We start from the raw sequence: 17,789 nt of genomic DNA on the forward strand, positions 1-17,789 counted from the left end.
GGTTTTCCCCAGGGGACGGGGGCGGTGGGCCGCATGGCACAAGGGGCGCCGGGCACGGCAGGCTGGCCCGCATGACCGCTTCCGCCTCCGCCGCAGGCCGGACCGAAGGCTCCGACCGTCTTCCCGCCGACCGCCTTCCGCCCGCCCGTGTCGCCCTCGACGCGCGTACCTGGAAAGAGGTCTCGCACCTCCTGCTGAACCTGCCGATGGCGGTGTTCGGTTTCACGTACGTGTTCACGGTGGTGCTCGTCAGCGGTGTCCTCACCCTGACGGTGATCGGGCTGCCGCTGCTCGCGGTGTGCCTGCTGGGCGCACGGCAGCTCGGCAAGCTGGAGCGGATCCGGTCCCGGGCGCTGCTCGGGGTCCGGGTGGACGAGCCGTCGCCGCTGCCGATCGCCCGGGGCGGCGGGGTGCTGCAGCGGCTGTGGCTGGCGCTGAAGGACCCGGTGGGCTGGCGGACTCTGCTGTACGACCTCATCCGGCTGCCCTGGGGGATCCTCACCTTCAGCACCGTGCTGGTCTCGCTGTTCGTGCTGTGGCCGGTACTGCCGTTCATCGCGCGGGGGCTGTCCAACGTGGACCGGGCGATGGTGCGGGGGCTGCTGTCGCCCTCCGACGAGCTGGAGCGGCGGATCGCCGAACTGGAGTCGGACCGCGGGGTCGTGGTCGACACTGCGGCCGCCGACCTGCGCCGCATCGAGCGCGACCTGCACGACGGGGCGCAGGCCCGGCTGGTGAACCTCGCCATGGGTCTCGGCCTGGCGAAGGAGAAGCTGCTGGAGGATCCCGACTCGGCCGCCGCGATGGTGGAGGAGGCGCACGGCGAGGTGAAGCTCGCTCTGCAGGAGCTGCGCGACCTGGCCCGGGGCATCCACCCGGCGGTGCTGACCGACCGCGGCCTGGACGCGGCCCTGTCCTCCGTGGCCTCCCGCTGCACGGTGCCGGTGAAGGTGACGGCGGACCTGCCGACCCGGCCCGCGGCGGCCATCGAGGGCATCGCCTACTTCACCGTCTCCGAGCTGCTGCAGAACATCAGCAAGCACAGCCGGGCGCACTCCGCGTCGGTCGACGTCTGGCGGAACGAGGACCGGCTGCTCATCCAGGTCAGGGACGACGGACGCGGCGGCGCCCGGCTGGAGAGCGGCAGCGGCATGCGGGGCCTGGCGGAGCGGCTGGGCGCGGTGGACGGCCTGTTCCTCGTCGACTCCCCGGCCGGCGGCCCGACCGTGGTCACGGCGGAGCTGCCCTGGCGGGACCGCCAGGAATAGCCGGCCGCCCGCACCGACCGCCGGGCCCGCCCGCGTGACGCCACCCGGCCCCCGCCGTGGCACGCCCCCCGGGCCTGTCCGCGTCGCCCCCCGCCGCGTCACACCATCGCGCCGCCCGGCCCCCACCCCCGTGGTGGGCACGCCCGTGGTGGGGAAAACCCCCGGTCCAAGACGCCGACGACCTCCATGTCACCGGAGGCCGCGGCCCGCCACTCTGGAGACACGGTCGCAGCAGCGCCGCCAGGACGAGGAGAACGGACGACACCGATGGCCACGGAGTACGGACAGGGGTACGGGCGGGGACACGGGCACCCCGCCGGATCCGGCTTCCCCACCCAGGACGGGGAACGGCGCCACCGGCTGCCCGCCGCGCTGCGGGCGCCCGTCGAGGCGCGGAGCTGGCGCGAGCTCGGCCATGTGCTGCTGGGCCTGCCGGTCGCGGTCGTGCTGTTCTGCTGGACGGTCACGATGGTGTCGCTCGGCGCCGGCCTGCTCATCACCTTCCTCGGGGTCCCGGTGCTGGCGGCGGGGCTCGCCGGCTGCCGCGGCTTCGGCGTTCTGGAACGCACGCGCGCGCGTGCGCTGCTGCGCCTTGAGGTGGCCGACCCGGAGCCGTTGCGGACGGCCAAGCCGGGGGCGTTCGCCTGGATGGGCGCGGTCCTCAAGAGCGGCGCTTCCTGGCGGCACCTGCTGTACGCGCTGGTGCAGTTCCCCTGGGCGGTGTTCTCGTTCGTCGTGGCGGTGACCTTCTGGACCACCGGCTGGTCCCTGCTGACGTACCCGCTGTGGTTCTGGGTGTTCCCGATGTACGCGGGCCAGGACGGCCTGCAGCTCTACGGCGACGCGCACCACAGCGTCTACCTGGACAACCCGTTCGAGGTCGGCGTGACGGCGCTGGCGGGTCTGTTGTTCACCCTGGCCACGCCGTGGATCGTGCGGGGGCTGACGACGGTGGACGGGCTGCTGGTGCGCGGGCTGCTGGGGCCGTCGCGGCTGTCGGCGCGGGTGGTGGAGCTGGAGTCGGACCGGGGTGTCGTGGTCGACACGGCGGCCGCCGACCTGCGCCGCATCGAGCGCGACCTGCACGACGGGGCGCAGGCCCGGCTGGTGAACCTGGCGATGGACCTGGGGCTGGCGAAGGAGAAGCTGCGGGAGGACCCGCGGGAGGCGGCCCGGATGGTGGAGGACGCGCACGGCGAGGTGAAGACGGCGCTGCAGGAGCTGCGCGACCTGGCCCGGGGCATCCACCCCGCGGTGCTGACCGACCGCGGTCTGGACGCGGCCCTGTCCTCCGTGGCCTCCCGCTGCGCGGTCCCGGTGCGCGTGGAGGTCGATCTGCCGGCCAGGCCCGCCCCGGCGATCGAGGGCATCGCCTACTTCACCGTCTCCGAGCTGCTGCAGAACATCAGCAAGCACAGCCGGGCGCACTCCGCGTCGGTCGACGTCTGGCGGAACGAGGACCGGCTGCTCATCCAGGTCAGGGACGACGGGGTCGGCGGGGCCGACGCCGCCCGGGGTTCGGGTCTGGCGGGGCTGGCCGGCCGCCTGGACGCGGTGGACGGGGTCCTGGTCGTGGACTCGCCGGCGGGCGGCCCCACCCGGGTGATCGCCGAGCTGCCCTGGCGCGGCTGAGCGGACGCGCCGGGGCCGGGCGGGTGCGCGCGCCGCGCGGTTGTTTCCCCCGGTCCTGCGCGCGTCGGCCCGAATGCTGGAATGCTTGACCTTCTTACGAGACGCCGTCGGAAGGTCGGGCTGTGGGGGGCCGGGAGACAGTGGAGAACAGGGTGCGCGTGGTCATCGCCGAGGACTCGGTGCTGCTGAGAGAGGGGCTGACCCGGCTGCTGACCGACCGCGGGCACGACGTCGTGGCCGGCGTCGGGGACGCGGAGGCGCTGCTCAAGACCATCGCCGACCTGGACGCGCAGGGAGAGCTGCCCGACGTGGTGGTGGCGGACGTGCGGATGCCGCCGACCCACACCGACGAGGGTGTCCGGGCGGCCGTACGGCTGCGCCGGACGCACCCGGGGCTCGGGGTGCTGGTGCTGTCGCAGTACGTGGAGGAGCGGTACGCCACCGAACTGCTGGCCGGTTCCACCCGGGGCGTGGGCTACCTGCTCAAGGACCGGGTCGCGGAGGTGCGGGAGTTCGTCGACGCGGTGGTGCGGGTCGCCGGGGGCGGCACGGCGCTGGACCCGGAGGTGGTCGCGCAGCTCCTCGGGCGCAGCCGCAAGCAGGACGTGCTGGCGGGGCTCACCCCGCGCGAGCGCGAGGTGCTGGGGCTGATGGCGGAGGGCCGGACGAACTCGGCGGTCGCCCGGCAACTCGTGGTCAGCGACGGAGCCGTGGAGAAGCACGTCAGCAACATCTTCCTGAAGCTCGGGCTGTCCCCGAGCGAAGGCGACCACCGGCGTGTTCTGGCCGTTCTCACCTACTTGAACTCGTGACCGGCTGAGACTGTGTCAGCCGGGTGTCAGTCCGTCCGGCTTCTGTGGAGACGGGTACTCGGGTGGTGGAAGGCCGGAGGAGGGAACCGTGGAAGACGCACAGTCGCGGCGAGCCGCTCGGCCATGGCTCCGGCGGCGCGAGGAACCATGAGAATCCAGTGCTCCGGGCCGTCCCGGAACGCGGTCCATCATGCGGATGGCCGCCGGAGGGCGACCCCGAGCGACGTAGGGTTGATTCTGGGATGGTCCGTGGGACGGCCATTCCCGGACAGCCGCCTCGAAGGAGGTCCAGTTCAGTGACCAGCCAGGTCAGCAGCCCAGCGGAGCAGGCCGACACACCCGTCGTGGGAGAGCAGCGCAAACCGGGCGGAGCGAAGGACGTGCGGCGCCTGGACCGGGTGATCATCCGGTTCGCGGGGGACTCGGGTGACGGCATGCAGCTCACCGGTGACCGCTTCACCTCGGAGACCGCGTCCTTCGGCAACGACCTCTCCACCCTCCCCAACTTCCCCGCCGAGATCCGCGCCCCCGCGGGCACCCTGCCCGGTGTCTCCTCCTTCCAGCTCCACTTCGCCGACCACGACATCCTCACCCCGGGCGACGCGCCGAACGTGCTGGTCGCGATGAACCCGGCCGCCCTGAAGGCCAACATCGGCGACCTGCCGCGCGGCGCCGAGATCATCGTCAACACGGACGAGTTCACCAAGCGCGCCCTGCAGAAGGTCGGATACGCCGCCTCCCCGCTGGAGGACGGCTCGCTGGACGGCTACCACCTGCACCCGGTGCCGCTGACGACGCTCACGGTCGAGGCGCTCAAGGAGTTCGACCTCTCCCGCAAGGAGGCCGAGCGCAGCAAGAACATGTTCGCCCTCGGCCTGCTCTCCTGGATGTACCACCGGCCCACCGAGGGCACCGAGAAGTTCCTGAACAGCAAGTTCGCCAAGAAGCCGGACATCGCGGCCGCGAACATCGCCGCCTTCCGGGCGGGCTGGAACTTCGGCGAGACGACCGAGGACTTCGCGGTCTCCTACGAGGTCGCGCCGGCCGCCAAGGCCTTCCCGGTCGGCACCTACCGCAACATCTCCGGGAACCTGGCCCTGGCCTACGGCCTGGTCGCCGCCTCCCGGCAGGCGGACCTGCCGCTGTTCCTGGGTTCGTACCCGATCACCCCGGCCTCGGACATCCTGCACGAGCTGAGCAAGCACAAGAACTTCGGCGTGCGCACGTTCCAGGCGGAGGACGAGATCGCGGGCATCGGCGCGGCGCTGGGCGCGGCCTTCGGAGGCTCGCTGGCGGTGACGACCACGTCCGGTCCCGGCCTCGCCCTCAAGAGCGAGACGATCGGCCTGGCGGTGTCGCTGGAGCTGCCGCTGCTGGTGGTCGACATCCAGCGCGGCGGCCCGTCGACCGGTCTGCCGACCAAGACCGAGCAGGCGGACCTGCTGCAGGCGATGTACGGCCGCAACGGCGAGGCCCCGGTCCCGGTGGTCGCCCCGAAGACCCCCGCGGACTGCTTCGACGCGGCCCTGGAGGCGGCCCGGATCGCGCTGACCCACCGCACTCCGGTGCTCCTGCTCTCCGACGGCTACCTCGCCAACGGCTCCGAGCCCTGGCGCATCCCGGACCTGGACGAGCTGCCCGATCTGAGGGTCCGGTTCGCCACCGGCCCGAACCACACCCTGGACGACGGCACCGAGGTGTTCTGGCCGTACAAGCGCGACCCGCAGACCCTCGCCCGGCCGTGGGCGATCCCGGGCACGCCGGGTCTTGAGCACCGGATCGGCGGTATCGAGAAGCAGGACGGCACGGGCAACATCTCCTACGACCCGGCCAACCACGACTTCATGGTGCGCACCCGCCAGGCCAAGATCGACCGCGTCGAGGTGCCGGACGTCGAGGTCGACGACCCGGACGGGGCGCGCACCCTGGTGCTGGGCTGGGGTTCCACCTACGGGCCCATCACGGCCGCGGTGCGAAGACTGCGCGCCGCCGGCGAGGCCGTCGCGCAGGCCCACCTGCGCCATCTCAACCCCTTCCCGCGCAATCTGGGCGCGGTGCTCGAGCGGTACGACAAGGTGGTGGTCCCCGAGATGAACCTCGGGCAGCTCGCCACGCTGGTCCGGGCGAAGTACCTGGTCGACGCCCGCTCGTACAACCAGGTCAACGGCATGCCGTTCAAGGCGGAACAGCTCGCCGCCGCGCTGAAGGAGGCCATCGATGACTGACGCCAGCAACGGGCTGCTGCAGCTGGTGCCCAAGGCCGAGGCGAAGCAGTCGATGAAGGACTTCAAGTCCGACCAGGAGGTGCGCTGGTGCCCGGGCTGCGGCGACTACGCGATCCTGGCGGCGGTGCAGGGCTTCATGCCCGAGCTGGGGCTGGCCAGGGAGAACATCGTCTTCGTCTCCGGCATCGGCTGCTCCTCCCGCTTCCCGTACTACATGAACACCTACGGGATGCACTCCATCCACGGCCGGGCCCCCGCCATCGCCACCGGCCTCGCCTCCTCCCGCCGCGACCTGAGCGTGTGGGTGGTCACCGGTGACGGCGACGCCCTCTCCATCGGCGGCAACCACCTCATCCACGCGCTGCGCCGCAACGTCAACCTGAAGATCCTGCTGTTCAACAACCGGATCTACGGCCTGACCAAGGGCCAGTACAGCCCGACCTCGGAGATCGGCAAGATCACCAAGTCGACGCCGATGGGCTCCCTGGACGCGCCCTTCAACCCGGTCTCCCTGGCGATCGGGGCGGAGGCGTCCTTCGTCGCCCGGACCATCGACTCCGACCGCAAGCACCTCACCGAGGTGCTGCGCGCGGCCGCCGACCACCCGGGCACCGCGCTGATCGAGATCTACCAGAACTGCAACATCTTCAACGACGGCGCCTTCGACGCCCTGAAGGACAAGCAGCGGGCCGAGGAAGCGCTCATCCGCCTCGAGCACGAGCAGCCGATCCGCTTCGGGTCCGACGGGGAGCGCGGCGTCGTCCGCGACCGGCAGACCGGGGACCTGCAGGTGGTGACGGTGACCGCGGAGAACGAGGCGGACGTCCTGGTGCACGACGCGCACTCGGCGTCCCCGACCACCGCCTTTGCCCTCTCCCGGCTCGCCGACCCGGAGACCCTGCACCACACCCCGATCGGCGTGTTCCGCTCGGTCGAGCGCCCCGTCTACGACACCGAGATGGCCGAGCAGCTCGACACGGCGGTCGAACAGCACGGCAAGGGCGACCTGGCCGCCCTGCTGGCCGGCGGGGACACCTGGACGGTCATCGGCTGAGGACCGGCGCGCTCGCCGACTACGAGGCCCGGGACCTGAGGTCCCGGGCCTCGTCGTACGCCAGCCGGGCCCGTTCCACCTCGTCCAGGCGCTCGTGGGTCCACCGGGCGAGGGACCGCACCTGCCGTGCCGCCTCCTGGCCGAGGCCGGTGAGCGAGTAGTCGACGCGGGGCGGGATCACCGGCTTGGCGTCCCGGTGGACCAACCCGTCGCGCTCCAGGGTCTGCAGGGTCTGGGTCAGCATCTTCTCGCTGACCCCCCGGCCGCTGTACCTGCCGATGGCCCGGCGCAGCTCGCCGAAGCGGTACGGCCGCTCCAGCAGCTCGATCAGCACGAGGACGCCCCACCGGCTCGTGAGGTGCTCCAGGACGAGCCGGTACGGGCACTGGGCCTCGGCCTCGGCGGCGGTCACCCGGTTACTTACTGCCATGTCAGTACCTTACTTCAAAGTGGGTACTTTCGTTTGGTAAGCGCCCACCCTAAGGTCAGTGGCAGATATACGGAGTCACCGACAGACACACCCCCCAGGGAGAGCGCACATCATGAGCATCGTCGTCACCGGAGCCACCGGACACCTCGGCCGTCACGTGGTGGAGCAGCTGCTGGAGAAGGTCCCGGCCGGAGAGATCACCGCCGTCGTGCGCGACGAGGCGAAGGCCGCCGGCCTCGCCGCCCGCGGGGTGCGGCTCGCCGTCGCCGACTACAACGCGCCCGAGACCTTCGACGGCCTGTTCTCGGCCGGCGACAAGGTCCTGCTGATCTCCGGCAACGAGTTCGACAAGGGCCGGGTCCAGCAGCACCAGGTCGTGATCGACGCCGCCAGCGCCGCCGGCGTCGCGCTGCTGGCGTACACCAGCGCCCCCGGCACCCTCAAGGCCGCGCTCGCCGACGACCACCGCGCCACCGAGGAGGCGCTGCTCGCCTCCGGCCTGCCCTACAGCCTGCTGCGCAACGGCTGGTACCACGAGAACTACACCGAGAACCTGGCCCCGGTGCTGGAGCACGGCGCGGTCGTCCAGGCCGCCGGCGACGGCCGGGTCTCCTCGGCCTCCCGCGCCGACTACGCGGCCGCCGCGGTCGCGGTGCTGACCGGCGAGGGCCACGAGAACTCGACGTACGAGCTGGGCGGCGACGAGGCGTGGGGCTTCGCGGAGTACGCGGCCGAGCTGAGCCGGCAGACCGGCCGGGAGATCGCCTACACCCCGGTCCCGGTCGAGACGCTCGAGTCCATCCTGACCGGCGCCGGGCTGCCCGGCCCGCTGGCCGCGGTGCTGGCCGGCGTGGACGCCTCGATCGAGAAGGGCGAACTGGTCGTCCCCGGCGGCGACCTCTCGCGCCTGGCCGGCCGCCCGACCACCCCGCTCGCCGAGGCCGTCGCCGCCGCGCTCAAGGGCTGACACCGGCTCCGGCGCCTCCCAGGCGACCGGCGCGAACGTCTGTCATGACCGTATGGCGATACGGGCATGACAGACGGGCCGGCTCGGCGCTACCTTCTTCCTCGCACGAGTGGGTGAGGCGACAAGGAGGGGCCCATGGCCGGGACGTCCACAGGAGAGCACCGGACAGGCCTGGTGAACGGCTTCGCCGCGTACGGGATGTGGGGCCTGGTCCCGCTGTTCTGGCCGCTGCTGAAGCCCGCCGGAGCCATGGAGATCCTGGCCCACCGCATGGCGTGGTCCCTCGTCTTCGTCGCCATCGCCCTGGTCTTCGTACGGCGCTGGGCCTGGGCCGGGGAACTGCTGCGGCAGCCGCGGCGGCTGGGGCTGGTGGTGGTGGCCGCGGCCGTCATCACCGTCAACTGGGGCGTCTACATATGGGCCGTGAACTCCGGCCATGTGGTCGAGGCCTCCCTCGGGTACTTCATCAACCCGCTGGTGACCATCGCGATGGGCGTGCTGCTCCTCAAGGAGCGGCTGCGGCGCGCGCAGTGGGCCGCGGTCGGGGTGGGCGCCGCCGCCGTCGTCGTGCTGACCGTCGGCTACGGCCGTCCGCCGTGGATCTCCCTGTGCCTGGCGTTCTCGTTCGCCACGTACGGCCTGGTGAAGAAGAAGGTCGCCCTCGGCGGCTTCGAGTCGCTGGCCGCCGAGACCGCGGTCCAGTTCGTGCCCGCGTTCGGCTATCTGGTCTGGCTCGGCGTGCACGGCGGCGCCACCTTCACCACCGGCGGCACCGGGCACGCCCTGCTGCTCGCCTCGACCGGCGTCGTCACCGCGCTGCCGCTGGTCTGCTTCGGCGCGGCGGCGATCCGGGTGCCGCTGTCCACGCTGGGACTGCTGCAGTACCTGGCCCCGGTCTTCCAGTTCCTGCTCGGCATCCTCTACTTCCACGAGGCGATGCCGCTCGAGCGCTGGGCCGGCTTCGCGCTGGTGTGGCTGGCGCTGGTCCTGCTCACCTGGGACGCGCTGCGCGCCGCCCGCAGGCCCCGGGTGGTCGCGGTGTCGCCGCTCGTCGAGGCTCCGGACCCGGCCCGGCCGGACGTGCGCCGGGTCGGTTGACGCCAATGCCCGTGCGGGTCCCGCGCGGGCGGCTATAAGTGGTGAGCATGTCGACACCAACGCCGTCATCCGCATCCACTCCCGCCCCGCTGCACTGGAAGATCGTCATCGACGCGGCCGACCCCCACGCCCAGGCGGACTTCTGGGCCGCCGCGCTGCACTACGAGCCCGAGGACAACAGCGCGCTCGTCGAACGGCTGCTGTCCGTCGGCGCGCTGACCGGTGAGGCCACCGTCGAGTACCACGGCCGCCCCGCCTTCCGGGACCTGATCGCCGTACGGCACCCCGACGACCCCTGCGACCCGGACACCGGCACCGGACTGGGCCGGCGGCTGCTCTTCCAGCGCGTCCCGGAGCCGAAGACCGTCAAGAACCGGCTGCACATCGACGTGCACGCCGGCGCAGGGCGGCGCGCGGACGAGGTGGCCCGGCTGACCGCGCTGGGCGCGCGGGTGCTGCGCGAGGTGAAGGAACCCGGCGGCGAATGGATCCTGATGGCCGACCCGGAGGGCAACGAGTTCTGCGTCGCGTGACCGCCGCAGGGCCGGTCGGCGCCGGTTACGGCCGCGCCGCCGCGGCCGCGCGGCCGGTCAGGCGGACCATGCGCGAGCGTGCCGATTCCAGGGGCTCCGTGTCGCCGGCCGCGGGACCCGGCTCGGCGGTGAGGGCCGTCCACAGGTCGATGAGGTCGCGGCCCAGCCGCAGCCCCTCCTCCGGGTCGCGCACCGCGCGCCAGGCGGTGGCGGCGCTGCGCACGTTGCCGTAGGCCGCCTCCGCGTCGCAGGCCTGCCGGCGCAGCCGGGCGAGGTCGAGCGAGAGGTGGAAGGAACGCACCGGGTCACCCGCCAGGTAGGCGATGTAGGCGGTGAGTTCGCCCAGGTGCAGCACCTCGGGGTGGCGGGGGCCCAGCACGGCGGAGGCCTCGGCGACGGTGCGGTCGGCGAGCCGGGCCGCCGCCTCGATGCGGCCGTCCCGGACGGCCTCGCTGATCCGCGCCATCGGCTCGGTGAGCAGTTCGGCGCCCTCCGCGGTCTCGGTCACGGGCGTGTCCCCGAGCACCTCCTCGGCCACGGCGTCGAAGCCGCGTGCGGGGGTGGGAGTGAGGGACGAGGCCGGGACGGGCTCGGGGTCGTGCAGGAGCGCGTCCGGGCCGCCCGCGTGCGCCTGCGGGACACCGGCGGCCACCTCGGGGACCGCCCGCAGGGGCGCGGAGGCGGCCGGCTCGGGGCGCCGCGCGGGCGCGGCGGGCGATTCCTCGGGGCGCGTGGCCGGCACCGGCCCATCCGGCTGGGAGCGCCGTACGGATGCGACGGGCGGCTCCTCGGGGCGCGGGACGGACACCGGGACGTCCGGCTCGGGGCGCCGCGCGGGCGCCGGGGGCGTCGTCCGGGGTGCGTAGGCGGGGACGTGCGCCGGCGTCCGGGCGGCGGCGGCCAGCGCCCCGGGCACACCGTCCATGACCGGCGGCGGCCCGAACCGCCCCATCGGCGCCTGCTCCCGACCGGAGACCATCGCGGCGGGACCGGAGCCCGCCACGCCCGGAGCGGGCGCCACCGCGCCGGGCGCCGCGGCGGCCGGTTCGTGCGCGGCGGGCCGGGCGGTGGTCCGTACCGGGTCGCCCGCCACCTTGCTGGAGCCGTCGGCCGAGACCTCGAGCGGGACCACGCAGCCGGCGCGGTCGTCGTGGATCGTGGCGCGTATCGGGGCGCCCAGGCTTATCGCCAGGCGCTGGAGGTGGTTCAGCACGGCCTGCTGGATCTCCTGGCCCGGTTCCGCGACGACCGCCGTCCCGCCCACCGAGGCACTGCCCGTGCCGGTCACCCGCACGGCCACCGCCGCGGGGTGTGCCACGGGCTGCTGCGCCCGCTTCTTCTCGAAGCTGAGTCGAGACATCGGTTCCCTCACTCCCCCGGCGCCACGATCCGGTCCGTACGCGTCCTGCCGACCAGTGTGTCCGTCCCGGTCCGGCTCCCGCGTCACCGCGACGTCACAGCATCGCACCAGCCGCAGCCCGGCGCGGCGGGAACCGGCTCTTGAAACAGACTGCTTGCGTGTGCATAAAATGCACACGCCCTTATTCGCGGTGTGACATCAAACATTCCGGGGGAACCCATGAGCCGCCGCTTCCTTTTCGTCCTGGGCAGTGCCCGCCTCGACGGAAACACCGAACTGCTGGCCCGCGCCGCCGCCGAACAGCTCCCCGGCGACGTCGAGCAGCGCTGGATCCGCCTCACCGACCACCCGCTGCCCGACTTCACGGACCTGCGGCACGACACCGACCACGTACGGCCGGCCCCGGACACCCCGGCCGGAGTGCTGCTGGACGCGACCCTCGCGGCCACGGACCTGGTGATCGCCTCCCCGCTGTACTGGTACTCGGTGTCCGGCCACACCAAGCGGTACCTGGACTACTGGTCGGCCTGGCTCCGCACGCCGGGCGTCGGGTTCAAGGAGGCGATGGCCGGACGCACCCTGTGGGGCGTCTCGGTGCGGGCCGCCCAGGAGCCGTCGGTCTCCGACCCGCTCGTCGGCACGCTCAACAACTCGGCCGCCTACCTGGAGATGCGCTTCGGTGGCGTGCTGCTCGGCAACGGAAGCGCGCCCGGTGACGTGGCGAAGGACACCGACGCGCTCACGCGTGCGAAGACGTTCTTCGCACGCCAGGCGCCCCTCGCCCGCTTCCCGTATCAGGAGGCCTGAGCCGCCCTAGGCGCTGATGTCCTTCGTCGTGAACCGCGCCCAGGCCGCCGAGCCGAACACGGCCGCGTACAGCGCCTGGAGCACGAGGTTCCGCACCAGGTCGTCCCAGTAGACGGGGTCGCGCATCAGGTCGGCGAAGGACAGCCAGTAGTGCGAGAAGAAGTACGGCCGCAGGGCGTGCAACTGGGGTATCTGGTCCAGGATCTGAACGGTGATGAGCAGGCCCACGGTGGTCGCCATGGCCGCGATGCCGCTGTTGGTCAGGGTCGACACGAACAGGCCGAGCGCCGCGATGCCGACCAGTGAGGCGGCGACGGCCAGCGCGATCAGCAGCGCCCGGCCGAGCCCCTCGGCGAAGGTGATGCTCGTGCCCGAGATGGTGGTGAGGTCGCCGAGCGGGAAGAGCAGGGCGCCGACGGCGAGCGCGGACACGGCCACGACCAGGGTGGCCAGCAGGCAGAAGGCCATGACCGTCGCGTACTTGACGAGCAGCAGCCGGGTGCGGCCGGCCGGGGCGACCAGCAGATAGCGCAGGGTGCCGGCGCCGGCCTCCCCGGCGATCGCGTCGCCCGCGACGACGCCGACCGCCATCGGCAGGAAGAACGGCAGGGTCGCGGCGAGCGCCGTGAACACCAGGAACAGGCCGTTGTTGGTGATCTGGGCCATGAACGCCGGCCCGTCGCCGCCACCGCCCGCCCTGGACCCGCCGCGCGTCTCGATCCGCACCGCGATCCCGACCAGCACCGGCACCGCCGCCAGCACCGCGAGCAGGGCGAGCGTGCGCCAGCGGCGCAGGGTGGTGACCAGCTCGCTGCGCAGCAGTCCGAAGGTCCACAGCGGACTCGTCCGGCGCCCGGCAGGCGCCGCGAGCGCCTCAGCCCGCGACATCGAAGCCCTCCCCGGTCAGCGCCATGAACGCGTCCTCCAGCGAGGCCCGTTCGAGAGTGAAGCCCCGTACCCGCACGCCCGCCGCGACCAGGGCCGCGTTCAGCTCAGCGAGGTCCCGCTCGGGCGGCTCGCCGGTCACCCGGTCACCGTCGGCGACGACGTCGGCGACGCCCTGCTCCTTCAGCACCCGGGCCGCCTCGGCGGGATCCGGCGTGCTCACCGCCAGCCGGCCGCGCGCCCCGGCCGCCAGGTCGGCGACCGCGCCCTGGGTGATCAGGCGGCCCTGCGCCATCACCGCCGCGTGCGTGCACACCTGCTCGATCTCGTCGAGCAGGTGGGAGGAGAGGAACACGGTCGTGCCGTCGGACGCCAGTTCCCTCACCAGGGTGCGGATTTCGCGCATGCCCTGCGGGTCGAGCCCGTTGGTGGGCTCGTCCAGCACGAGCAGTCCGCGCGGCTGGAGCAGGGCGGCGGCCAGGCCCAGGCGCTGCTTCATGCCGAGCGAGTACGCCCTCGCCTTCTTGCCCGCCGCCGCCGTCAGGCCCACCCGGTCCAGGGCGGCCCCGACCCGGGCGCGCCGGGTGCGCGGATCGGCCGTCGGATCGGCGGCGTCGTAGCGCAGCAGGTTGTCCCGGCCGGAGAGGAAGCCGTACAGGGCCGGGCCCTCGATCAGCGCGCCGACCCTCGGCAGGACGGTGCGGGCGGCCCGGGGCATGGGCCGGCCCAGGACGCGGGCCGTGCCCGAGGTCGGCTCGATCAGCCCCATCAGCATGCGGATGGTGGTGGTCTTGCCGGAGCCGTTCGGGCCGAGGAAGCCGAAGACGCTGCCCGCCGGGACGGTCAGGTCGAGACCGTCGACGGCGAGCTGTCCGCCGCGGTAGCGCTTGGTGAGGCCGCGCGTGGCGATCACGTGCTCCGGCGCGTCTGCCGGCTCACTCTCCGCGGCGGACGGTCCGTCCATCGGCTCCCCCTCGGTGCCCGCTCCTGCCCTGCCCCTTGCCCAGGGAGGATTACTTCCCCGCGTTCGCCGCCTTCACCAGCGCGTCCTTGGTCACCGCGCCGGCGTACACCTTGCCGTCGTCGGTGATCAGGGCGTTGACCAGGCGGGTGGAGAACACCGTGCCCTTGCCGAACTTGCCGGAGACCTGGTCGCCGAGCGAGCCGAGGAAGCCGCCGAGCGCGCCGCCCTGGCCGCCGGACGGCAGGCCGGCCCCGCCGCCGGTGTCGAAGCTCGCGACCGACGTCCAGCCCTTGCCGAGCACGGTGGCGCCGTTCAGGCCCCCGGCGAGGTCCTCACCGCCCTTGGTGGCGTGCTCCCGGGTGTGCTCCGGCGCCTCGGCGCCCTTCTTCTCCTCGGTGACCTTCGCGCCCTTGGGCGGGGTGAAGTCGAAGGTGGAGGCGGCCGGCGCGGCGAAGGAGACCTGGGTGAAGCCCGCGTCGAGCACGGCGGCGCCGCCGCTGCGCGGGGTGAGGGTGAACTTCAGCGGCAGGCCGGTCCGCGCGTCCACGGCGATGCTGATCGCGCCGACCGTGGTGCCGGACTGCCTGGGCCTGATCAGCAGTTTGTAGGCGTCGCGGCCGGCGACCCGCGCGGTGCCGTCGACGGTCACCGACGTGGTGTCGTCGACGGCCTTCAGGGCCTCGTCGGCGAAGTTCTTGGGCGTGGCCGGCGGCTGCCCGGTCCGGTGCCGCCCGCCGGACTCGGCGCCGGCGGAGTGGTAGACCTCGTTGCTCTTGCTGTCGTAGCCCCAGACGTCCTTGCCGTCGTGGACGAGGCTGTACTCGGAGCCGCTCTCCAGCAGCGACAGCTTCTGCCGGTCCGGTCCGTCGGCGGCCACGCGCAGCGTGTGCGTGCCGGAGACCAGTTCGGTCAGCTTGGACTGCGGGTCGGCGGAGGAGCCGCCGCCGTCGCCCCGGGCCGCCCCGGACATCAGTCCGCTCTCCAGGCCGCCGAGGTCCGGCAGACCGAGGTCGGTGCTGACCTTCACCGTGCCGGAGAGCTGCTGCACGTCCGATTTGGCGATCTTGTCGATGAGCTGCTGCGCGGTGATCTTCGGCAGATCGGGGTCACCGGAGTCGGCGAGCGCCGGAACCAGCCCGATCGTGGCCGCCGCCACCCCCACCACCGCGACCGGGACCACGTACCGGGCGGCCTTGCGGCGTCCGGTGGGCAGGTCCTCGTCACGCGCGGCGGCCGTTGCGTCGTCGGATTCGTACGGTGCCATCTGTGCCTTACCTCCGTCGTCGGCGGCGGCTGTCCCCACACTGGTCCACCTGAGCCGCCATTCTCACCCGAATCGGTGAGGATTGGTGATTTCCGTGGCTTCCATATGACCAAATCGGCCGTGAGGAGGCGTCAGACCACGGCACCAACTCCGTGTACGCCTGCGGTATGACACCCGAGGGCGGTGTCTCCCCCGACCCGTAGGGGTCGTGCGGGAGTCACCGCCCTCGGTCCGTGTACGGGGGGGCTCAGCCGGCCCGGTGCACCACCGCGTCGCACAGTTCGAGCAGCGCCGCCTTGGAGTCGCACTCCGGCAGCGGGGCCAGCGCGGAGCGCGCCTCCTCCGCGTAGCGGACGGTGTCGCGGCGGGCCTGCTCCAGCGCGGGGTGCGCGCGGAGCGCGGTCAGCGCCTCGTCGAGACGGGCGTCGTCGCCGAGGTCGGAGTCCAGCAGCTCGCACAGCGCGATGTCCTCGGGCAGCGCCAGGCGGGCGGCGCGCTCGCGCAGCCGGAGCACGGGCAGCGTCGGGATGCCCTCGCGCAGGTCGGTCCCCGGCGTCTTGCCGGACTCGTGCGAGTCGGAGGCGATGTCCAGGACGTCGTCCGCGAGCTGGAAGGCGACCCCGAGCCGCTCGCCGTACTGGGTCAGCACGTCGACGACCGTCTCGTCGGCGCCGGACATCATCGCGCCGAACCGGCAGGACACCGCCACCAGGGAGCCGGTCTTGCCGCCGAGCACGTCCAGGTAGTGCTCGACCGGGTCGCGTCCGTCCGAGGGGCCCGCGGTCTCCAGGATCTGCCCGGTGACCAGCCGCTCGAACGCGAGGGCCTGCACGCGGACCGCCTCGGGGCCGAGGTCGGCGAGGATCTGGGAGGCGCGGGCGAACAGGAAGTCGCCGGTGAGGACGGCGACGGAGTTGCCCCAGCGCGTGTTCGCGCTGTCCACCCCGCGCCGCACGGACGCCTCGTCCATGACGTCGTCGTGGTACAGCGTGGCCAGGTGGGTCAGCTCCACGACCACGGCCGACGGCACGACGCCGGGCGCGTACGGGTCGCCGAACTGCGCCGCGAGCATCACCAGGAGCGGCCGGAACCGCTTCCCGCCGGCCCGTACGAGGTGCTGCGCGGCCTCCGTGATGAACGGGACCTCGCTCTTGGTGGCCTCGAGCAAGCCTTCCTCGACAGCCGTCAATCCGGCCTGGACATCGGCTTCCAGAGCCTGGTCCCGCACGCTCAGCCCGAACGGCCCGACGACGGTCACGAGGGGTCTCCTGTCTGCTGGTGTCTGCTGGCGATTACGCGGTTTGTCGATAGGTCGCTGCCCTCACTCAAGTCAGCGTATCCGGTCCTGTTTCGATCACCGAGGGCGGCCACCGGTCCGGCAGGGACGGCACAGGACCACGGTCGGCACATCGCCGACCATCCACTAATACGGACATTTAGTTCCTTAATACTCCTTTTGGAACGTAGGCAAATCAGCCACGGGGCATCCGGCGGGGCACACCAGCCCGATCCATTGCCACGGTCAAATCCCCTATGTCGGATTTGGAATACTTCGCTATTTCGTGAGTTGGGTCACGCCCCGCGACGGGCCCGTCCGGCCCGGCCGGCAGCCGGTCCGCCCTTGCACGGACGGCCAGTTGAGCATTGGCAGTCGCAAAGGATCAAGCACTCAAAACGGAACAGAACAAGGTCAACTTGGCTTTTACGTGAATCCAACACTTGTTCCGGACATGTGCTCTCGCATACGTTCCCGGCCAGTCGAGCGGAACGCCGAATCCTGCCGCCGCTCGACACCACCCATCGACGAACTCATTCGTACGGCAGGAGCGGGGGACCCAGGTAAGTTCGCCGGACCGGACGACGCGTGTCGTCACCGGAACGGCAAGGGGTGAAGCCGTGCCGCGCAGAGCGGCACGGCCGGGCACCTCCCCGCCCGAACCCGACAGCTCACCTCGCAGGCGACGGAGAGGAACTTCCATGCCTGCTGCCGCTCAGAACCGCCGCTTCCGCACCGGTCGCCTCGCCCGCAAGCTCGCCGTGCTCGGCACCGGCGCCGCCTTGCTCGCCCTTCCGGTCGTCGGCGCCACCAGCGCCTCCGCGGCCGACTCCACCAGCTCGTCCGGCACCACCGTCGCCGGGTACCCGAACAACCTCGACGGGTGGATCCGCGAGTCCCTCGCGATCATGGCGGAGAAGCACATCCCGGGCACCTACAACGGCATCCACCGCAACATCATCCGCGAGTCCTCGGGCAACCCGCGCGCCATCAACCTGTGGGACTCCAACGCGGCCAAGGGCATCCCGTCCAAGGGTCTGCTCCAGGTCATCGACCCGACCTTCAACAGCTACCACGTGGCCGGAACGTCCTTCGACATCTACGACCCGGTCGCGAACATCACCGCCGCCTGCAACTACGCGGCCGCTCGCTACGGCTCGATCGACAACGTCTTCGGCGCCTACTGACCGGCCCCCGCGGCGGGGCGCCCGCCG

General features: G+C 72.4%; 16 protein-coding genes and 1 riboswitch. Of the genes, 10 read left to right on the forward strand and 6 right to left on the reverse strand.

The annotated features are described in order from the left end of the window. Positions 1-71 precede the first annotated feature (71 nt). From ACFQ9Z_RS23715 to ACFQ9Z_RS23735, 5 genes are all read left to right on the forward strand, one after another. The gene (locus ACFQ9Z_RS23715; protein ID WP_383022133.1) at positions 72-1,268 is read left to right on the forward strand and encodes a sensor histidine kinase; all 1,197 of its coding nucleotides are present in this window, start codon (positions 72-74) and stop codon (positions 1,266-1,268) included. A 267-nt stretch (positions 1,269-1,535) separates the two neighbouring features. Then, positions 1,536-2,900 (forward strand): sensor histidine kinase, encoded by a 1,365-nt coding sequence (locus ACFQ9Z_RS23720; protein WP_383022136.1) that lies wholly within the window; start codon positions 1,536-1,538, stop codon positions 2,898-2,900. Between the two features lie 152 nt (positions 2,901-3,052). Further along, the gene (locus ACFQ9Z_RS23725; RefSeq protein ID WP_383022138.1) at positions 3,053-3,712 is read left to right on the forward strand and encodes a response regulator; all 660 of its coding nucleotides are present in this window, start codon (positions 3,053-3,055) and stop codon (positions 3,710-3,712) included. A 296-nt stretch (positions 3,713-4,008) separates the two neighbouring features. Continuing rightward, complete coding sequence (locus ACFQ9Z_RS23730) at positions 4,009-5,937, forward strand: 2-oxoacid:acceptor oxidoreductase subunit alpha (protein ID WP_383022141.1); 1,929 nt, start codon at positions 4,009-4,011, stop codon at positions 5,935-5,937. Then, positions 5,930-6,991, forward strand: a complete 1,062-nt coding sequence (locus ACFQ9Z_RS23735) for a 2-oxoacid:ferredoxin oxidoreductase subunit beta (RefSeq protein ID WP_383022143.1) — start codon at positions 5,930-5,932, stop codon at positions 6,989-6,991. The genes ACFQ9Z_RS23730 and ACFQ9Z_RS23735 overlap by 8 nt, the downstream gene beginning before the upstream one ends. A gap of 19 nt (positions 6,992-7,010) precedes the next feature. On the opposite strand, the gene ACFQ9Z_RS23740 is transcribed toward ACFQ9Z_RS23735, so the two are convergent. Beyond that, on the reverse strand, positions 7,011-7,421 hold the full coding sequence (locus ACFQ9Z_RS23740) for a winged helix-turn-helix transcriptional regulator (RefSeq protein WP_383022145.1): 411 nt from the start codon (positions 7,419-7,421) through the stop codon (positions 7,011-7,013). A gap of 112 nt (positions 7,422-7,533) precedes the next feature. Here ACFQ9Z_RS23740 and ACFQ9Z_RS23745 point away from each other — a divergent pair, with 112 nt between their 5' ends. From ACFQ9Z_RS23745 to ACFQ9Z_RS23755, 3 genes are all read left to right on the forward strand, one after another. Then, complete coding sequence (locus ACFQ9Z_RS23745; protein WP_383022148.1) at positions 7,534-8,388, forward strand: SDR family oxidoreductase; 855 nt, start codon at positions 7,534-7,536, stop codon at positions 8,386-8,388. Positions 8,389-8,523: 135 nt separating this feature from the next. After that, on the forward strand, positions 8,524-9,486 hold the full coding sequence (rarD, locus tag ACFQ9Z_RS23750) for an EamA family transporter RarD (protein ID WP_383022151.1): 963 nt from the start codon (positions 8,524-8,526) through the stop codon (positions 9,484-9,486). Between the two features lie 47 nt (positions 9,487-9,533). After that, complete coding sequence (locus ACFQ9Z_RS23755) at positions 9,534-10,019, forward strand: VOC family protein (RefSeq protein ID WP_383022154.1); 486 nt, start codon at positions 9,534-9,536, stop codon at positions 10,017-10,019. A gap of 25 nt (positions 10,020-10,044) precedes the next feature. Here ACFQ9Z_RS23755 and ACFQ9Z_RS23760 read toward each other — a convergent pair whose 3' ends face one another. Next, the gene (locus tag ACFQ9Z_RS23760) at positions 10,045-11,379 is read right to left on the reverse strand and encodes a tetratricopeptide repeat protein (RefSeq protein ID WP_383022156.1); all 1,335 of its coding nucleotides are present in this window, start codon (positions 11,377-11,379) and stop codon (positions 10,045-10,047) included. A 219-nt stretch (positions 11,380-11,598) separates the two neighbouring features. Here ACFQ9Z_RS23760 and ACFQ9Z_RS23765 point away from each other — a divergent pair, with 219 nt between their 5' ends. Beyond that, complete coding sequence (locus ACFQ9Z_RS23765; protein ID WP_383022158.1) at positions 11,599-12,186, forward strand: flavodoxin family protein; 588 nt, start codon at positions 11,599-11,601, stop codon at positions 12,184-12,186. A gap of 6 nt (positions 12,187-12,192) precedes the next feature. On the opposite strand, the gene ACFQ9Z_RS23770 is transcribed toward ACFQ9Z_RS23765, so the two are convergent. From ACFQ9Z_RS23770 to ACFQ9Z_RS23785, 4 genes are all read right to left on the reverse strand, one after another. After that, positions 12,193-13,074, reverse strand: coding sequence for an ABC transporter permease (locus tag ACFQ9Z_RS23770; protein ID WP_383022160.1), 882 nt, complete (start codon positions 13,072-13,074; stop codon positions 12,193-12,195). Then, complete coding sequence (locus ACFQ9Z_RS23775; protein ID WP_383022163.1) at positions 13,061-14,035, reverse strand: ATP-binding cassette domain-containing protein; 975 nt, start codon at positions 14,033-14,035, stop codon at positions 13,061-13,063. Before ACFQ9Z_RS23775 ends, ACFQ9Z_RS23770 begins: the two co-directional genes overlap by 14 nt. A gap of 49 nt (positions 14,036-14,084) precedes the next feature. Beyond that, positions 14,085-15,299, reverse strand: a complete 1,215-nt coding sequence (locus ACFQ9Z_RS23780; RefSeq protein ID WP_383022166.1) for an outer membrane lipoprotein carrier protein LolA — start codon at positions 15,297-15,299, stop codon at positions 14,085-14,087. Between the two features lie 247 nt (positions 15,300-15,546). Next, positions 15,547-16,557, reverse strand: coding sequence for a polyprenyl synthetase family protein (locus ACFQ9Z_RS23785; protein ID WP_383022168.1), 1,011 nt, complete (start codon positions 16,555-16,557; stop codon positions 15,547-15,549). A gap of 533 nt (positions 16,558-17,090) precedes the next feature. Beyond that, positions 17,091-17,275, forward strand: a riboswitch (cyclic di-AMP (ydaO/yuaA leader). 1 nt (position 17,276) lies between these two features. Here ACFQ9Z_RS23785 and ACFQ9Z_RS23790 point away from each other — a divergent pair. Continuing rightward, positions 17,277-17,762 (forward strand): transglycosylase SLT domain-containing protein, encoded by a 486-nt coding sequence (locus tag ACFQ9Z_RS23790; protein ID WP_383022170.1) that lies wholly within the window; start codon positions 17,277-17,279, stop codon positions 17,760-17,762. Positions 17,763-17,789 lie beyond the last annotated feature (27 nt).

The organism is Streptomyces sp. NPDC056580 (assembly GCF_042793175.1).
Lineage (GTDB): Bacteria > Actinomycetota > Actinomycetes > Streptomycetales > Streptomycetaceae > Streptomyces.